At 70.2% G+C, this 14,873-nt stretch carries 16 protein-coding genes; 6 read left to right on the top strand and 10 right to left on the bottom strand.

Translation table 11 applies throughout. The annotated features are described in order from the left end of the window. Window positions 1-53: 53 nt before the first annotated feature. The 4 genes from H483_RS30760 (at window position 54) to ilvD (ending at window position 5,567) form a co-directional block, all read left to right on the top strand. Window positions 54-1,070, top strand: coding sequence for an LLM class oxidoreductase (locus tag H483_RS30760; RefSeq protein ID WP_042329835.1), 1,017 nt, complete (start codon window positions 54-56; stop codon window positions 1,068-1,070). 145 nt (window positions 1,071-1,215) lie between these two features. Continuing rightward, a complete protein-coding gene (locus H483_RS30755; RefSeq protein WP_202959118.1) occupies window positions 1,216-2,589 on the top strand; it encodes a deoxyribodipyrimidine photo-lyase in 1,374 nt (457 codons plus the stop codon). A gap of 36 nt (window positions 2,590-2,625) precedes the next feature. Continuing rightward, entirely contained in the window at window positions 2,626-3,768 is a 1,143-nt protein-coding gene (locus H483_RS30750) for a PQQ-dependent sugar dehydrogenase (RefSeq protein ID WP_031264926.1), read from the top strand. 50 nt (window positions 3,769-3,818) lie between these two features. After that, window positions 3,819-5,567 carry a dihydroxy-acid dehydratase gene (gene ilvD / locus H483_RS30745; protein ID WP_017837153.1) on the top strand — a complete coding sequence of 583 codons (1,749 nt, stop codon included), beginning with the start codon at window positions 3,819-3,821 and terminating at the stop codon, window positions 5,565-5,567. 86 nt (window positions 5,568-5,653) lie between these two features. Here ilvD and H483_RS30740 read toward each other — a convergent pair whose 3' ends face one another. The 8 genes from H483_RS30740 to H483_RS30705 all read right to left on the bottom strand — a co-directional run bounded on the left by H483_RS30740 (window position 5,654) and on the right by H483_RS30705 (window position 10,773). Continuing rightward, complete coding sequence (locus H483_RS30740; protein WP_017837152.1) at window positions 5,654-6,049, bottom strand: VOC family protein; 396 nt, start codon at window positions 6,047-6,049, stop codon at window positions 5,654-5,656. 32 nt (window positions 6,050-6,081) lie between these two features. After that, on the bottom strand, window positions 6,082-6,768 hold the full coding sequence (locus H483_RS30735) for a PhoU domain-containing protein (protein WP_017837151.1): 687 nt from the start codon (window positions 6,766-6,768) through the stop codon (window positions 6,082-6,084). A gap of 71 nt (window positions 6,769-6,839) precedes the next feature. Then, window positions 6,840-7,118 (bottom strand): Rho termination factor N-terminal domain-containing protein, encoded by a 279-nt coding sequence (locus tag H483_RS30730; protein WP_017837150.1) that lies wholly within the window; start codon window positions 7,116-7,118, stop codon window positions 6,840-6,842. A gap of 112 nt (window positions 7,119-7,230) precedes the next feature. Further along, entirely contained in the window at window positions 7,231-7,707 is a 477-nt protein-coding gene (locus tag H483_RS30725; protein WP_193746874.1) for an FABP family protein, read from the bottom strand. Window positions 7,708-7,711: 4 nt separating this feature from the next. Next, entirely contained in the window at window positions 7,712-8,248 is a 537-nt protein-coding gene (locus H483_RS30720; RefSeq protein WP_017837148.1) for a DUF488 family protein, read from the bottom strand. Then, window positions 8,248-9,228, bottom strand: a complete 981-nt coding sequence (locus H483_RS30715; protein WP_017837147.1) for a DUF808 domain-containing protein — start codon at window positions 9,226-9,228, stop codon at window positions 8,248-8,250. The genes H483_RS30720 and H483_RS30715 overlap by 1 nt, the downstream gene beginning before the upstream one ends. A gap of 90 nt (window positions 9,229-9,318) precedes the next feature. Next, on the bottom strand, window positions 9,319-10,197 hold the full coding sequence (locus tag H483_RS30710) for an oxygenase MpaB family protein (protein WP_017837146.1): 879 nt from the start codon (window positions 10,195-10,197) through the stop codon (window positions 9,319-9,321). A gap of 66 nt (window positions 10,198-10,263) precedes the next feature. Beyond that, entirely contained in the window at window positions 10,264-10,773 is a 510-nt protein-coding gene (locus tag H483_RS30705; RefSeq protein WP_017837145.1) for an LGFP repeat-containing protein, read from the bottom strand. Between the two features lie 137 nt (window positions 10,774-10,910). Here H483_RS30705 and H483_RS30700 point away from each other — a divergent pair, with 137 nt between their 5' ends. Continuing rightward, entirely contained in the window at window positions 10,911-11,390 is a 480-nt protein-coding gene (locus H483_RS30700; RefSeq protein WP_017837144.1) for a VOC family protein, read from the top strand. A gap of 32 nt (window positions 11,391-11,422) precedes the next feature. Here the strand turns inward: H483_RS30700 and H483_RS30695 are convergent, their stop codons facing one another. Further along, window positions 11,423-13,120 carry a fumarate hydratase gene (locus H483_RS30695; RefSeq protein ID WP_017837143.1) on the bottom strand — a complete coding sequence of 566 codons (1,698 nt, stop codon included), beginning with the start codon at window positions 13,118-13,120 and terminating at the stop codon, window positions 11,423-11,425. 65 nt (window positions 13,121-13,185) lie between these two features. After that, entirely contained in the window at window positions 13,186-13,752 is a 567-nt protein-coding gene (locus H483_RS30690; protein ID WP_017837142.1) for a protein-L-isoaspartate O-methyltransferase, read from the bottom strand. A gap of 130 nt (window positions 13,753-13,882) precedes the next feature. Between H483_RS30690 and H483_RS30685 the strand changes: the two genes are divergently transcribed. Then, window positions 13,883-14,869, top strand: a complete 987-nt coding sequence (locus tag H483_RS30685) for an LLM class F420-dependent oxidoreductase (RefSeq protein ID WP_017837141.1) — start codon at window positions 13,883-13,885, stop codon at window positions 14,867-14,869. Window positions 14,870-14,873: the final 4 nt, after the last annotated feature.

The following is a 14,873-nucleotide window of genomic DNA, read 5'->3' as shown; positions in this document are numbered from 1 at the left end:
AACGCGAGCTTAGTTGATTCGCCCGTGCGCGAGGTCGTGCGAGGGTGGGGAACATGACCACCTCGCCGCTCGACGTGTCCGACGGAGACCCCCGGTTGCTCCCCGGCTACAGGCGGACCTTCGGAGCGGGTCACCTGACACTCGGTCTGGGCTTCCCGCTGCGCACGCGTGCCGATCGGGGCGACGGCTCGGACCTCACCGAACAGATCGAGGTCGCCAGGGCCGCGGAGGCCGGGGGGTTCTCCGCCCTCTACGCCCGCGACATCCCACTGCGGGTCCCGTCATTCGGCGACGTGGGCCAGATCTACGACCCGTGGGTGTTCCTCACGTACGTGGCCGCGCACACCAGCCGGATCGCCCTCGGGACGGCGGCCGTCGTCCTCCCCGTCCGCCACCCCCTGCACGTGGCCAAGTCCGCGGCCAGCCTGGACCGCCTCTCCGGTGGCCGGTTCCTGCTCGGGGTGGCCTCCGGCGACCGGCCGGAGGAGTTCCGCGCGTTCGGCCTCGAACAGGGGCGGCGAGGGGAGAGCTTCCGCGAGAACCTGACCGTGATGACCCACGCCCTGACCACCGAGATGCGGGGGATCCGCTGGTCCGGGGGATGGATGCACAGCGCGGACGTGGTCCCCAAGCCCACGGCCTCCACGGTGCCGGTGATCATGACCGGCTCGTGCCAACAGAGCATCTCCTACCTCGCCGCCCACGGGCACGGGTGGCTGACCTACCCGCGCGACTTCGATGTCCAGCGACGGACCGTCGCGCGGTGGCGCGAGGTGGTGGCGCAAAGCCAGGAGACGGAGTCCGACGACGACGAGGTGTTCAGTCCCTTCGCGCCCTTCGCGCAATCGCTCCAGATCGACCTGGCCGACGACCCGGACGAGGCGGCGTCGCCGATCAGCTTCGGTTTCCGGATCGGCCACCGGCGTCTGGTCGAGCACCTGACGGACCTGCGGGGGATCGGGGTCAACCACGTCCTGCTGGGGCTCGCGGCCTCCCGCCGGCCGATCCGGGACGTCGTGGCCGAACTCGTCGACCACGTCGTGCCCCATTTTCCCGCGCTCGCACCCTAGCTGTGCTGACACCTGGTCCCGACGGCGCTGAGCTCGGTGTCTGCGTCCGGCACCGCGCGTCTGCCACACTCGAGCCACGGAGGCGGGAGACCGGACGGACCCGGGGAACGGCCACCGCCCGAACAGATCCGGAGGCGACGTGACCATCTCGATCCTGTGGTTCCGCCGCGATCTGCGGCTGTCGGACCACCCCGCGCTCCTCGCGGCCGTCGACTCCGCGGACGAGGTCCTGCCGGTGTTCGTCCGCGATCCGGCGCTGCACGACCGCGGAGCCGTCCGCACCGGACGGCTGGAGGCGTCGCTCGCCGCGCTGTCAGCCGACACCGGCGGCGCCCTCGTTCTCCGAACCGGTGACCCGGCCGAGGTGATCGCGGAACTCGCGGAGTCGGTGAACGCCGACCAGGTGCACGTGAGTCGTGAGTCCACCCCGTACGGCCGGCGCCGAGATGACCGGGTGCGCGAGCATCTGGCGCGCGAGGGCCGGGAGCTCGTCGAGACCGGGTCGCCCTACGCGGTCGGCCCGGGTCGGGTCCTCAACAAGACCGGCGAGCCGTACCGGGTCTTCACGCCTTTCTCCAAGGCCTGGCGCGACCACGGCTGGCCCGAGCCCGGCGCCCGTCCTGACGACATCGCGTGGGCCGCAGATCCCGATCCCGACGAGTCGCACGATCCCGACCCCGGGTCCCGCGATGCGGGAGACGGGGCCGAGGCGGGCGAGCAGGCGGCCCTGGAACGGTGGAGGGAATTCCTGCGTGACGACCTGATCTCGTACGGCGACCAGCGGGACCGGCCGGACCTGGACACCACGAGCCGACTGTCGGTGCATCTGAAGTACGGGGAGATCCACCCGCGGACGATCCTGGCCGAGCTCGCCGACGACTCCGCCGCGGACACCGAGGGGGCGCGGCGGTTCGTCACCGAGCTCGCGTGGCGCGAGTTCTACGCCGACGTGCTGTGGCACTGGCCCCGCTCGGCCTGGCGCGACCTGCGCGACACGCTGTCGGGCATGGAGTACGACGAGGGCCCCGAGACCGCCGTGCTGGTCGAGGCGTGGCAACAGGGGGTGACCGGTTACCCGTTCGTCGACGCGGGGATGCGGCAGCTGCGGGCGGAGGGGTGGATGCACAATCGGGTGCGCATGGTCACCGCGAGTTTCCTGGTCAAGGATCTGCACGTGTGGTGGCCGTCCGGCGCCCGGTACTTCCTCGACCACCTGAGGGACGGCGACCTGGCGTCCAACAACCACGGATGGCAGTGGGTGGCCGGGACCGGGACCGACGCCTCCCCGTACTTCCGGGTGTTCAACCCCGTCACCCAGGGGGTCAAGTTCGACCCCGACGGGGACTATGTCCGTCGGTGGATCCCCGAACTCGCGCATCTGACCGGCGCCGCGGCGCACGAACCGTGGCGGTCGGCGGACGGGTACGACCACGGGTACCCCGAGCGAATCGTGGATCACGCCGAGGAGCGCCGCGAGACCCTTCGCCGCTATGACCGCGCCAAGGGCGACGACGACTGAGGCGACGGGCCACCAGAGGAGTCGATACCGTGGAGTATGCGACGATTTCTTGTCCCGGTGGCGGCAGCGGCCCTCGTCCTGACCGGGTGCACCGGCGGAACCACTTCCGTCGACCCCGACGTCAGGGCGGGGCAGGCGCCGACCACCGCCGACACCTCCGAGGACTTCCAGGTGACCGAACACGGTGAGTTCGATCAGGGGTGGGCGATGAGTTTCCTCCCCGGGTCCGACCACCTGCTCATCACCCAGCGCGGGGGCGAGCTCCTGCTCCGCGACCAGTCCACGGGTGAGGTCACGGAGGTCGACGGGGTCCCGCCGGTGAACGACGGCGGACAGGGGGGCCTGCACGACGTGGCCCCGGGCGCCACCTACGCCGAGGACGGCACCGTCTACCTCAGCTGGGTGCGGGACCATCCCGCCGGCGCCCAGGGAGTGGTGGGCCGCGGGACCCTCGAGGCGGACCGCGCCGAGCTGACGGATCTCGAGGTGATCTGGGAGCAGGACCCCGCGGCCGGCAACGGACACTTCGCCCTGCGCCTGCTCGTCCACGACGACCATCTCTACGTGACCTCGGGGGACCGCCAGGAGCAGACCCCCGCCCAGGACACCGCCGACAACATGGGCGCAGTGGTGCGCCTGACCCCGGACGGGGATCCCGCGCCCGGTAACCCGTGGGCCGATGCGGGAGGGTCCGCCGCGCAACTGTGGACTATCGGCCACCGCAACCCCCTGGGGATCGCCGAGGACCCGCAGGGTCGGATCTGGGTGTCCGAGATGGGGCCCCGGCACGGTGACGAGCTCAACCTGCTCGCCGAGGGTGGCAACTACGGGTGGCCGGAGGCCTCGATGGGCAGGCACTACGACGGCGGCGACATCCCGGAACACGGTGACGACGACGGGTTCGTGCCGCCCGCCGCCTACTGGGTGCCCGCGATCTCCCCGGCCAACCTCCTGATCTACGGCGGGGACCGCTTCGACGGCTGGAACGGCAGCGCGCTCGTGGGCGGACTGTCCGGCCAGGTGCTGGTCCGCGCGGAGCTGCACGACCAGACCGCGACGGTCGTCCAGGAATGGGACATGGGCGCGCGGGTCCGCGCCCTCGCCGAGGCACCCGACGGGGCGATCTGGGTCCTCGAGGACGGGCAGGGCGGCCGACTGTTGGAGTTGACCCCGGTCTGACGTGCCGAGTCTGCTGTGGCCCGCGACCCGCCACCGCCTAGGGTGGCGGTATGACGCAGCAGACGGACAAGGCGCACGCGCACGACGGTGACGAGGCACACGCGCCCGACGGCGTGGACATCAAGCCCCGCAGCCGGGACGTCACCGACGGCCTCGAGAAGACCGCGGCGCGGGGAATGCTCCGTGCGGTGGGGATGGGCGACGACGACTGGGTCAAGCCCCAGATCGGAGTGGCCTCCTCGTGGAACGAGATCACCCCGTGCAACCTCTCGCTCGACCGCCTGGCCAAGGCGGTCAAGGAGGGCGTGCACTCGGGCGGCGGGTACCCGCTCGAGTTCGGCACCATCTCGGTGTCCGACGGCATCTCGATGGGGCACGAGGGCATGCACTTCTCGCTCGTGTCCCGCGAGGTGATCGCCGACAGTGTGGAAACGGTGATGAGCGCTGAGCGGCTCGACGGGTCGGTGCTGCTCGCCGGTTGCGACAAGTCGCTGCCGGGGATGCTCATGGCCGCCGCGCGGCTCGACCTCGCCGGCGTCTTCCTCTACGCGGGGTCCACGCTGCCGGGCTTCGCGACCCTCTCCGACGGCACGGAGAAGCAGGTCACCATCATTGACGCGTTCGAGGCCGTCGGGGCGTGCTCGCGCGGTCTGATGAGCCGTGAGGACGTCGACACCATCGAACGGGCCATCTGCCCCGGAGAGGGTGCGTGCGGCGGCATGTACACCGCCAACACCATGGCGAGCGCGGCCGAGGCCCTCGGCATGTCCCTCCCGGGGAGCGCGTCCCCGCCCGCCCCGGATCGCCGTCGCGACGACTACGCTAAAGCGAGCGGAGAGGCGGTCGTCGAACTCCTGCGTCGGGGGATCACCGCCCGCGACATCATGACCAAGGAGGCGTTCGAGAACGCCATCGCCGTCGTCATGGCCTTCGGTGGATCGACCAACGCCGTGCTGCACCTGCTCGCGATCGCCAGTGAGGCGGAGGTCGATCTGACCCTCGACGACTTCGCCCGCATCGGCGCGAAGGTGCCACACCTCGCGGACGTCAAGCCGTTCGGCGCCCACGTGATGACCGATGTCGACCGGATCGGCGGGGTGCCGGTGGTCATGAGGGCCCTGTTCGACGCGGGCCTGCTGCACGGCGACTGCCTCACCGTCACCGGACGCACCGTCGCCGAGAACCTCGCGGACATCGCCCCGCCGGACCCGGACGGGTTGGTGCTGCGTGCGATGGCGGAGCCGATCCACCCGACCGGCGGCATCACGATCCTGCGCGGGTCACTCGCCCCGGAGGGCGCCGTGGTCAAGTCCGCCGGCTTCGACTCCGACGTCTTCGAGGGAACGGCCCGGGTCTTCGAGCGGGAACGCTCCGCGATGGACGCGCTGGAGGACGGCACGATCACCTCCGGGGACGTGGTGGTGATCCGCTACGAGGGGCCCAAGGGCGGCCCGGGCATGCGCGAGATGCTCGCGATCACCGGCGCCATCAAGGGCGCCGGCCTCGGCAAGGACGTCCTGTTGATGACGGACGGACGGTTCTCCGGCGGGACCACCGGTCTGTGTGTCGGCCACATCGCTCCCGAGGCGGTGGACGGCGGGCCGATCGCGTTCGTGCGAGACGGTGACCGTATCCGCCTCGACGTCTCCCGCGGGACGCTCGATCTCCTGGTCGACGAGGCCGAGCTGGCGCAGCGGCGCGCGGGATGGGAGCCGCTCCCTCCCCGGTACACCCGAGGCGTACTGGCCAAGTACTCCAAGCTCGTGCAGTCGGCCTCGACGGGCGCGATCTGCCGGTGAGACCCCGCGGCAGCAGGTGACCCGCGACGGTGGGTACGCCCACCGGTGCATGGCCCGGGCGCTCACGCCCGGGTCATGCGTTCGCCCTATCTCGCATCGGGGTCCGGCTGGTGGATGCCGAACACGTTCCCCTCGGTATCGAGGAAGTAGCCCTGCCACGCCATACCCGGCAGGGCGTGCTTGTCCATGGCCACCGTCCCGCCGGCCTCGAGGATCGCGCGGGCGGTGGCGTCGAAGTCCCCGCACCCCATCGTGAGCACCGCGCCGGTGACGGGCGATCCTGTCGCGGGGGCGTCGCCGCGGCGCTGCATGATCGCGCCGTTGATGCCCGGTTCGTCCTCGGGGCCGGAGGTCACGCCGAAGTACGGTGACCCGGCGAAGTCGCTCCAGTCCTGGTAAGTCCAACCGAAGACGGCTGCGTAGAACGCACACGCCCGGGCAGGATCGGACGCGTGGATCTCGAAGTGGATGGGACGGGACACGGCGGGCTCCTCACATCGGAGATCTGGTCGGGTCAGTCGAGTACGGTGCCGTCGTCGAGGTGCGACAGCGAGCCGCCCCCGGGGCGCTCACCGGTGGCGAGGTAGATCACGCGGTTGGCGATGCTCACCGTGTGATCGGCGAACCGCTCGTAGTAGCGGGCGAGCAGGGCCAGGTCCACGGCCGCGACCGAGCCGTGCGGCCAGTCCTCGGCGGAGATCTGCCTCATGAGCTCCGCGTGGAGTGAATCGACGGCGTCGTCCTCCGAGTCGAGCGATCGAGCGAGGCGGACGTCCTTGGTGGGCAGCAGCCGCCCGAGGTTCCGGGCCATGGCCGAATCCCGCTCGGCGAACTCACGGATAGTCGGGACGACCGGGCCGGGCACGACCGGCTTGGGGTGCCGGCGGCGGGCGACGCGAGCGATGTGTCCGGTGAGGGCGGCCATCCGGGTGAAGTGCTCGACGATGTAGATGCCGGAGACCACCTGACGCAGATCGCGGGCCACGGGCGCTTCGAGCAACAGCAGGTCGAAGGCGTGCTGCTCGCTGTCCTCCCGGAGATCCTCCACCTCGGCCGCGCCGTCGATCACCTCGGTGGCCGCGACCTCGTCCCCCTCGAGAAGCGCCACGGTGGCGAGGTCGAGGAGTCGATTGTTCATCTCGCAGAACCGGACCAGCTGGTCGGAGAAGTCATCGAGCTTGGTGTGCAGGACGGTGCGCATCCCACGACTCTAGTGGCGGGGCGCGATCACCGCGATCGGTCGCGGGACCGTCGATAGTCCGAACGCCCGGGTCAGTGGTCCCGCAGAGCCTCGATCAACTCGTCCTTGTTCATGGACGAGCGCCCCTCGATCCCGATCTCCCTGGCCCGGTCGCGGAGATCATCGACGGTCCAGTCCTCGTACGAACCGGCCTTGCCGCCCTTGTGTCCGACCTCGGACCGGGATTCCTTGGCCGAGGCGTTGGCGATCCGGGCAGCCTTCTCCTTGCTCGCCCCGTCGTCTCGCAGTGCCTGGTAGACCCTCTCGTCCTTGATGTTCGACGATTGCTGGTCGTTCTTCTTCTGGGCCACGATCCCTCCCCGGTCGCCTGCGGAACTGTGTGTGGGCTCCCATGGTCACCTCGACCGCACCCGGGAGCCACCGCTCGGACCCTATCGCGGCGTCCGGACCCGGCGCAGGCCCTCAGACCCGGCGCAGCTCGGAAGACAGGTGGTGGGTCATGGGTACCCCGACCGCGGCCATGGCGAACGACGTGACCAGCCTGTCCCCGGTGAGCTCGTACCGGCGCGTGGTGGCGTCCACCTGCTTGGCGGTGGCGCTGCTGGACACCCGGGCCGTCAGTTCCAGGACGAGCCTGTCCGCCTCGGCGACGACCGTCCCCTCCGCGAGCTCGGTCTGCCCCATAGGCTGCGCCAGGATCATCTCCGCGGTTCCGACAACGGGAATGCGCAGGTATCCCGTCTCGGTGTGCATGGGCGTGCCGTCCGGGCTCCACGACCGCTGGACGTAGTGCAGGAACGGCTTTCCGACATCCGTGAAGACCACCTCGTCGGTATAGGTGAAGTCCTCGATGGTGGGATACTCGCCCGCGCCGTCGCCTCTCCACGTCCCGAGTAGTGCGGCGACGGGGGCGAGCGACGGGACCAGTTCCATGCCCACGAGACTAGGCGACGCCGGCGTCCCACACCGGTTGACCGTGGCCGTCGAGCCGGATTCCCTCGCTCGGACTGTGCCCGGTGATCGTGCCGGTGTGCATGAGGTGTCCAACGGCCACTCCGTGGACCGTGGTGGTCACATCGGCCACGATCCTGCGATGGCAACGCCACCACACGGATTCCGAACACATGACCACTGTGCGACGGGCCCGGGCGTCCTCGACGACCAGCCCCAGCGCGTCACAGAACTCTGGGGTGCGGGTCCACTCGGAGTAGGCGCGAAACGCTTCCACGCGCCACCAGGTGTCCGGTGAGTCGCGGCGCTGCTCAGCCGTGAGGGTGCGGCGGCCCCCGAGGTGCTCTTCCCAGCGGTAGTCGATGCCGACGGCCCTGGTGAGCTCCCGGACCGCCCCCGTCGCGGCGGCGGGGTTGGCCCGGCTTCCGGGGAACCGGCGGATGTCCACCAGGAGTTCGATCCCGGCGCCGGTGAGCAACGCGCCGAGGTCGTCCCCGGCCAGCCGACCGTGCCCCACGGTGAGGAGCATCAGAGCTCCGCGCCCCCGGTCCCGGACCCCTCGGCGGGTGCGGAGCCGGACTCAGGCTCTCCCCGCCGTCGGGGGACCACGTGGGCGACGGCCACCACCACGGCACCGACGACCAGCCCGAACACCAGCGAGCAGAGGGTGTTGACCAGCCATCCGAGAACGCCCCCGACTCCCGCGACCGCGGCGGCGGGCTCCTCGAGGAGGTGGACCAGATGGTAGGGAGCGGTCGCCCCGAGCTCGTCCATTCCCACCAGCAGTATGTGTCCGCCGACCCACAGCATCGCGAGCATCCCGACGAACGAGATCACCTCGAGGACCGTCGGCATCGCCTTGACCAGGCCGTTCCCGAACCGCTGGGTACCGGGGGACGGCTTGCCGGCGAGATGCAGCCCGATGTCGTCCATCTTGACGATCACCGCGACCACCCCGTAGACGAGCGCGGTGATGAGTACCCCCACCACGACCAGGATCGCCGCGCGGATCCAGAAGGGCTCGTCGGCCACCTCGTTGAGCGCGATCATCATGATCTCGGCGCTGAGGATGAAGTCGGTGGTCACCGCGCCACGGACCATCCGCTTCTCCGCGTCCGGGCCCTTCTCCACGACCGGCGTGGCCTCCTCGTGGTGTCCTGAGATCCGCTCCCACACCTTCTCGGCGCCCTCGTAGCAGAGGTACGCACCGCCCAGCATGAGCAACGGGGTGAGGATCCACGGTACGAACTGGCTGAGGATGAGGGCGAAGACGATGATGATCGCCTTGTTGCCCAACGAGCCCATGGCGATCCGACGGATGATGGGCAGTTCCCGTGACGGCTCCACGTCGCGGACGTACTGCGGCGTCACCGCGGTGTCATCGACCACCACTCCGGCGGCCTTGATGCTGGCGCGTCCGGAGGCGGCCGCGATGTCGTCGGTGCTGGCCGCGGCCATCCGGGCCAGGACGGCGACGTCGTCGAGCAGGGCGGCGAGACCACCGGCCATGATCACCTCACTGGGGCGGGCGGGAGAAGTCCCCGCCGACGGGACTAGCCGAACCGCGGGCGGGTCGGATCGTCACAGGGTAGCCCCGAATCAGCCCTCCACGGCGTCCAGGACCCACCTGAGTGTCGACACTCCGGCCCGTCCGAGGAGCAGGGCCGCATTCCGGGAGCCGAAGGGGCCGTCTGGCAGGCCGAGCGACCCGCGTGCCCAGGCAGGTAGCGCCGCGACCGCGCCCTCACGGAGCATCGCGTAGGCGGGTCTCGCGGTCCATCCCACGGGCGGCTCGTCCAGCAGGAAGTGCCGGGCGTCGAGCGCGGCCGGGGACGCCTCGAGCTCGGGCCGGTACTCCTCGAGTGCTGCGGCGAGTTCAGCGACGGTCGTCGGGACGCTCCTCGCCCCAAGCATGATCCCGGTACGTGACGCCTGCCGCACGTACTCGTCCTGCCGCCCCGGCGTGAGAGGGGCGCGACCGTACAGGCGATGGCACTCGAGGAAGCTCCAGATCTCGGCCACGTGGACCCACCTCAAGAGGTGTGGGTCGCGGGCGTCATAGGGACGACCGCGATGGTCGACGCCGACCACGGACCGGTGCATGCCGTTGATCGCCCGGATGAGGTCGGTCGCGTCGGAGATCGTCCCGAACGTCGTCGTGGCGATGAACTGGGACGTGCGCTGGAGCCTGCCCCAGGGGTCCCCGCGGTAGTCACTGTGGTCCGCCACCCCTGCCATGGCCAACGGGTGCAGCGACTGCAGCAGCAGAGCCGTCAGTCCGGCGGCGAACATGGAGGCGTCGCCGTGCACCGCGTAGATCGCGTCCCCGGGAGAGTTCCAGCGATCGCCCTCGGAGTGCCAGATCCGTTGCCGTTGCTCGGCGGCGTCATCCCCGGCGATCCGGGAGCGCACCATCAGCCCGGCCCGGCGACGGGCAGCGGTCAGCAGTCGGGACGCCGTGGTCGTCGTCACCGGCATGTCGGGCACCACCTCGGGGGTCGGGCGTGAGGGCCACCCTACGCCCGGTGCGGCCGACGCCGACCGCTAGTCGAACTGCACCTCGGTGACCCCGTCGATGTAGGTGATGACCCCGCCCTCGAAGGTGGAGATCCATCCGCCATCGGTGGTGGCCTCGTCCGCGGTGGGGAAGCCCAACTCGCTGCCAGGCCCGCCTTCCTCGAGGTACGCGGCGAGAATCTCACCCTGCACCACGAAGGCGCGCCCCGTCGGGGTGAGGACGACCGCCCCGCGTTCGAAGTCCGTGATCGAACCTCCCTCTACATCTGAGGCGGGGCCGGTCGCCCGGCCCAGCTCGCCGGTCTCACCGCCGAGGTCGCGCCAGCGGTCCGCCACCGGCGCGGGGATGTCGATCATGGACTCGGCGGGCCCGGGAACAGGGGCGGAGGGCGTCGTGGTCAGTACCGCGGACGTGGTCGGTGACGCCCCCGCCGGCCCGGTCTGATCCTGCTGATCGTCCGACCCGCAGGCGGAGAGCCCGGCGGTGGCGGCGCCGGCGACAGCGACTGTGGCGAGGGCGCGCGTGATCATGTTCATGCACGCAGATCTTAGTCGCTGGCGGGTCGAGGCGGTTTTCGTTGCCGGATCGCGACGAGCCAGGGTGTTCCGCGAGGCGCGCGGCGGGTGGACACTGGATCCGGGCCACGCCCGCGCGGGCTGGAGGAAGGATCGAGATGACGACATTCGTCACGTGCCTGTGGTTGGACGGCCAGGCGGAAGAGGCTGCGGAGTTCTACTGCTCGGTCTTCCCGAACTCGCGCGTCATCGCGGTCGACGAGACGCCCATCGACACCCCGGGACCGAAGGCCGGCGAGGTCCTGACCGTGGAGTTCGAGCTCGACGGACGGGCATTCCTCGCGCTCAACGGCGGCCCGGGGGTCGAGTTCACCGACGCGATCTCGCTGGAGATCAGGTGCTCCGACCAGGCCGAGATCGACCACTACTGGGACGGCCTCCTCGCTGGAGGCGGACGAGAGATGCAGTGCGGGTGGCTCATCGACCGCTTCGGCGTGCGGTGGCAGGTCGCACCACACTCGCTGTACGAACTGTGGCGGTCGGGGGACCAGGCCGCCGCCGCACGGGCCTTCACCGTGATGATGGACATGGTCAGACTCGACGTGGCGGCTCTGGAGAGGGCTGCCCGGGGAGCCTGACGAGGTCGTCGGGGCGCGGACGCGCGCGCCGGTCAGAGCCCGGGGCGTTTACCGATCGTCAGCGTGACCTCGCCGGTGTGGGCGAAGAAGTCCTCGCCCTTGTCGTCGACGACGATGAACGCGGGGAAGTCCTCCACGTCGATCTTCCACACCGCCTCCATGCCGAGCTCCTCGTACTCGATCACCTCGACGTGCTTGATGCAGTCCTGCGCCAGCCGCGCCGCGGGGCCGCCGATCGAACCGAGGTAGAACCCGCCGTGGGTCGCGCAGGCATCGGTGACCTGCTTCGAACGGTTCCCCTTGGCCAGCATGACCATGGATCCGCCCGCCGCCTGGAACTGCTCGACGTAGGAGTCCATTCTGCCGGCGGTGGTGGGACCGAACGACCCGGACGGCATGCCCTCCGGGGTCTTGGCGGGGCCCGCGTAGTAGACCGGGTGGTCCTTGAGGTACTGGGGCATCTCCTCGCCGGCGTCGAGCCGCTCCTTGATCTTGGAGTGGGCGATGTCGCGGGCGACGACCAGGGGACCGGTGAGAGACAACCGCGTCTTGACCGGATGCTTGCTGAGCTCGGCGAGGATCTCGGGCATGGGCTTGCTGAGGTCGATCTTCACCGCGGCACCCTTGCCGGTACCGGACACGCCGTGGGTCGCGGCGTCGAGCTCCGCGTCGGTGGTCGCGGGCAGGAACCGGCCGGGGTCGAACTCGAGCTTCTCGAGGAACACGCCCTCCGGCGTGATCTTGGCCTTGGCCTGACGATCGGCGCTGCAGGACACGGCGATCGCGACGGGGAGCGACGCCCCGTGGCGGGGGAGCCGCACCACGCGCACGTCGTGGCAGAAGTACTTGCCGCCGAACTGCGCTCCGATCCCGATCTGCTGGGTCAGTTCGAAGACCTTCTCCTCCAGCTCCACGTCGCGGAACCCGCGGCCCGACATGGCGCCCTCACGGGGGAGTTCGTCAAGGTAGTGGGCCGAGGCGAGCTTGGCGGTCTTGACCGCGAACTCGGCCGAGGTCCCGCCCACCACGATGGCCAGGTGGTAGGGCGGGCAGGCCGCGGTGCCGATGGAGCGGATCTTCTCCTCGATGAAATGCATCATCCGCTCGGGATTGAGGATCGCCTTGGTCTCCTGGTACAGGAAGGACTTGTTGGCCGATCCGCCGCCCTTGGCCATGAACAGGAACTTGTAGCTGTTCTCGTGGCCGGGAGTGGTGTCCGCGCCGATCTCGATCTGGGCCGGGAGGTTGCTCCCGGTGTTCTTCTCGTCCCACATGGTCAGGGGGGCGTTCTGCGAGTAGCGCAGGTTGAGGCGGGTGAACGCGTCGTACACACCGCGAGCGACCGCCTGCTCATCCGGGCCCGGGGTCAACACGTGCTGACCGCGCTCGCCTTTGACGATCGCGGTGCCCGTGTCCTGGCACATCGGCAGCACCCCGCCGGCGGCGATGTTGGCGTTCTTGAGCAGATCCAGAGCGACGAACTTGTCGTTGTCACTGGCCTCGGGGTCGTCGAGGATCTTGGCGACCTGGGCGAGGTGGTCCGGGCGCAGGTAGTGCGAGATGTCGTGCATCGCCGTCTCGGTGAGCAACCGGATCGCCTCGGGGTCCACGCGCAGGAACGTCGTGCCGTCCGGGCCCTCGACCGTGGACACGCCCTCGGTGGTCAGGAGGCGGTACTCGGTGGTGTCCGCACCGACCGGGAGGAGGTCCTCATAGACGAACTCGGGCATTGACGCTCCTGATTCCTGAGACGCGGCTAACACTCCGGTCCAGGGTAATCGCCCGATCGCGCAGGTCAGAATCGGGTGTCCCGCAGGGGGACGAAGCGGTATCCGCCGTGGTCGGTGACCTCGAGGTCCCCTGTACCGCGCCGTACCCGGTGCATGACGTCCCCCCAGGGCGCGACCATCACGCCGCCGTCGGCGAGCTGATCCACCAGATCCCGCGGGAGGGCATCGCCCATGGCCGAGACGAGGATCCGGTCGAACGGGCCGTGCTCCGGCAGACCCAGCACGCCCGGCCGGGCCTGGTGAACCGACACCCAGGACTGGGGGATCGCCGCCCGCGAGCGCTCGACCAGCTCAGGCACCAACTCGACCGCGAACACAGCAGACTCCGGGCCGCCGAGCTCTCCGAGGATCGCCGAGGTCCAGCCGCTGCCGGAACCGACGTCGAGGACCCTCATCCCGGGGAAGGGTTCGAGAAGGGTCAGCATGTCCGCCACGGTGGAGGGCTGGGAGTTGGTCTGCCCGAAGCCGATGGGCAGCGGCGCGTCGCGGTGGTGCTCGCCCGCGACCTCCGGCGGAAGGAACCGGCGACGGTCCTGGGCGCGCATCGCCCGGCGGATCTCCGAGGTGGGCATGACGGCCTCCGTTCACCGGGGGTGTGGGTCCGAGGGTAGACCTCTGCGGGGTCCTGACGACGACGACACCGGGGCCCCGGGCGCGGGTGAACGGCTCTCCGCGCTCCGTAGGCGGCACTAGTGTCGTGGCATGCGCTTCGGACTCTTTCTCCCCCAGGGCTGGCGTCTCGACCTGGTGGACGTTCCTCCCGCCCGTCACTGGCCGGTCATCACCGACCTCGCCTCCCGTGCGGACGCGGGCCCGTGGGAGTCGGTGTGGGTGTACGACCACATGCACACCGCGCCGCTCACCACGGGTGAGGCCACCCACGAGGCCTGGACGCTGATGTCCGCGCTGGGCGCGGCGACCACCCGGGTCCGGCTCGGTCAGATGTGCACCTGCATGGGGTACCGCAATCCCGCGCTGCTGGCCAAGATGGCGTCGACAGTCGACCACATCTCCGGCGGTCGGGTCGAGATGGGGATCGGCGCCGGGTGGTACGAGCACGAGTGGCGGGCATACGGCTACGGCTTCCCCTCCGCGGGCGAGCGGATCGCGATGCTCGACGAGGGCGTGCGCATCATGCGCGACGCCTGGGCCGACGGCATCGTCTCGCTCGAGGGTGATCAGTACCGGGTCGACGGCGCCATCGTGCAGCCCCGACCACTGCAGGACGGCGGCATCCCGATGTGGATCGCGGGCGGCGGCGAGCGCAAGACGCTGCGGATAGCCGCCCGCCACGCCGACTACACCAACTTCGACGGCAGCCCCGAGGGGTTCGCCCACAAGTCGCAGGTCCTCGCACGGCACTGTGCCGACCTGGGTCGGGACCCGTCCGAGATCACGCGCACCGCGAACTACAACGTGGCGGTGGGGGAGACGGAGGAGGACGTCGCCGACAGACTCGGGTTCCTCCGCGACCGCATGGCCCGCCACGTCGGGCAGGACGAGGCGGACCGTCAGCTCGGCGCGTACCGCGGCCTGCCCGCGGTGGGCACGCCCGAGCAGATCGTGGACAAGCTCCGCGAACTCGAGTCGCTGGGGATGACCTACGGCGTCTTCTACTTCCCCGAGATCGCCACCGACACCTCCGGCCTCGAGCTGTTCGAACGAGAGGTCATCCCGGCCCTGGCGTGACCCG

Source organism: Dietzia sp. UCD-THP (assembly GCF_000349585.1).
Lineage (GTDB): Bacteria > Actinomycetota > Actinomycetes > Mycobacteriales > Mycobacteriaceae > Dietzia > Dietzia natronolimnaea_A.
This window is presented reverse-complemented; position numbering and strand designations above follow the sequence as displayed.

Coding starts and splice junctions, on each gene's coding strand:
- H483_RS30735 (WP_017837151.1), bottom strand. CDS start 6,768: ATGCGCACCGTCCTGCACACCAAGCTCGATGACTTCTCCGACCAGCTG.
- H483_RS30715 (WP_017837147.1), bottom strand. CDS start 9,228: ATGGCCGGTGGTCTCGCCGCCCTGCTCGACGACGTCGCCGTCCTGGCC.
- H483_RS30685 (WP_017837141.1), top strand. CDS start 13,883: ATGCGCTTCGGACTCTTTCTCCCCCAGGGCTGGCGTCTCGACCTGGTG.
- H483_RS30720 (WP_017837148.1), bottom strand. CDS start 8,248: ATGCTCCTCACCGTGGGGCACGGTCGGCTGGCCGGGGACGACCTCGGC.
- H483_RS30705 (WP_017837145.1), bottom strand. CDS start 10,773: ATGAACATGATCACGCGCGCCCTCGCCACAGTCGCTGTCGCCGGCGCC.
- H483_RS30700 (WP_017837144.1), top strand. CDS start 10,911: ATGACGACATTCGTCACGTGCCTGTGGTTGGACGGCCAGGCGGAAGAG.
- H483_RS30750 (WP_031264926.1), top strand. CDS start 2,626: ATGCGACGATTTCTTGTCCCGGTGGCGGCAGCGGCCCTCGTCCTGACC.
- H483_RS30710 (WP_017837146.1), bottom strand. CDS start 10,197: ATGCCGGTGACGACGACCACGGCGTCCCGACTGCTGACCGCTGCCCGT.
- H483_RS30760 (WP_042329835.1), top strand. CDS start 54: ATGACCACCTCGCCGCTCGACGTGTCCGACGGAGACCCCCGGTTGCTC.
- H483_RS30690 (WP_017837142.1), bottom strand. CDS start 13,752: ATGCCCACCTCGGAGATCCGCCGGGCGATGCGCGCCCAGGACCGTCGC.
- ilvD (WP_017837153.1), top strand. CDS start 3,819: ATGACGCAGCAGACGGACAAGGCGCACGCGCACGACGGTGACGAGGCA.
- H483_RS30695 (WP_017837143.1), bottom strand. CDS start 13,120: ATGCCCGAGTTCGTCTATGAGGACCTCCTCCCGGTCGGTGCGGACACC.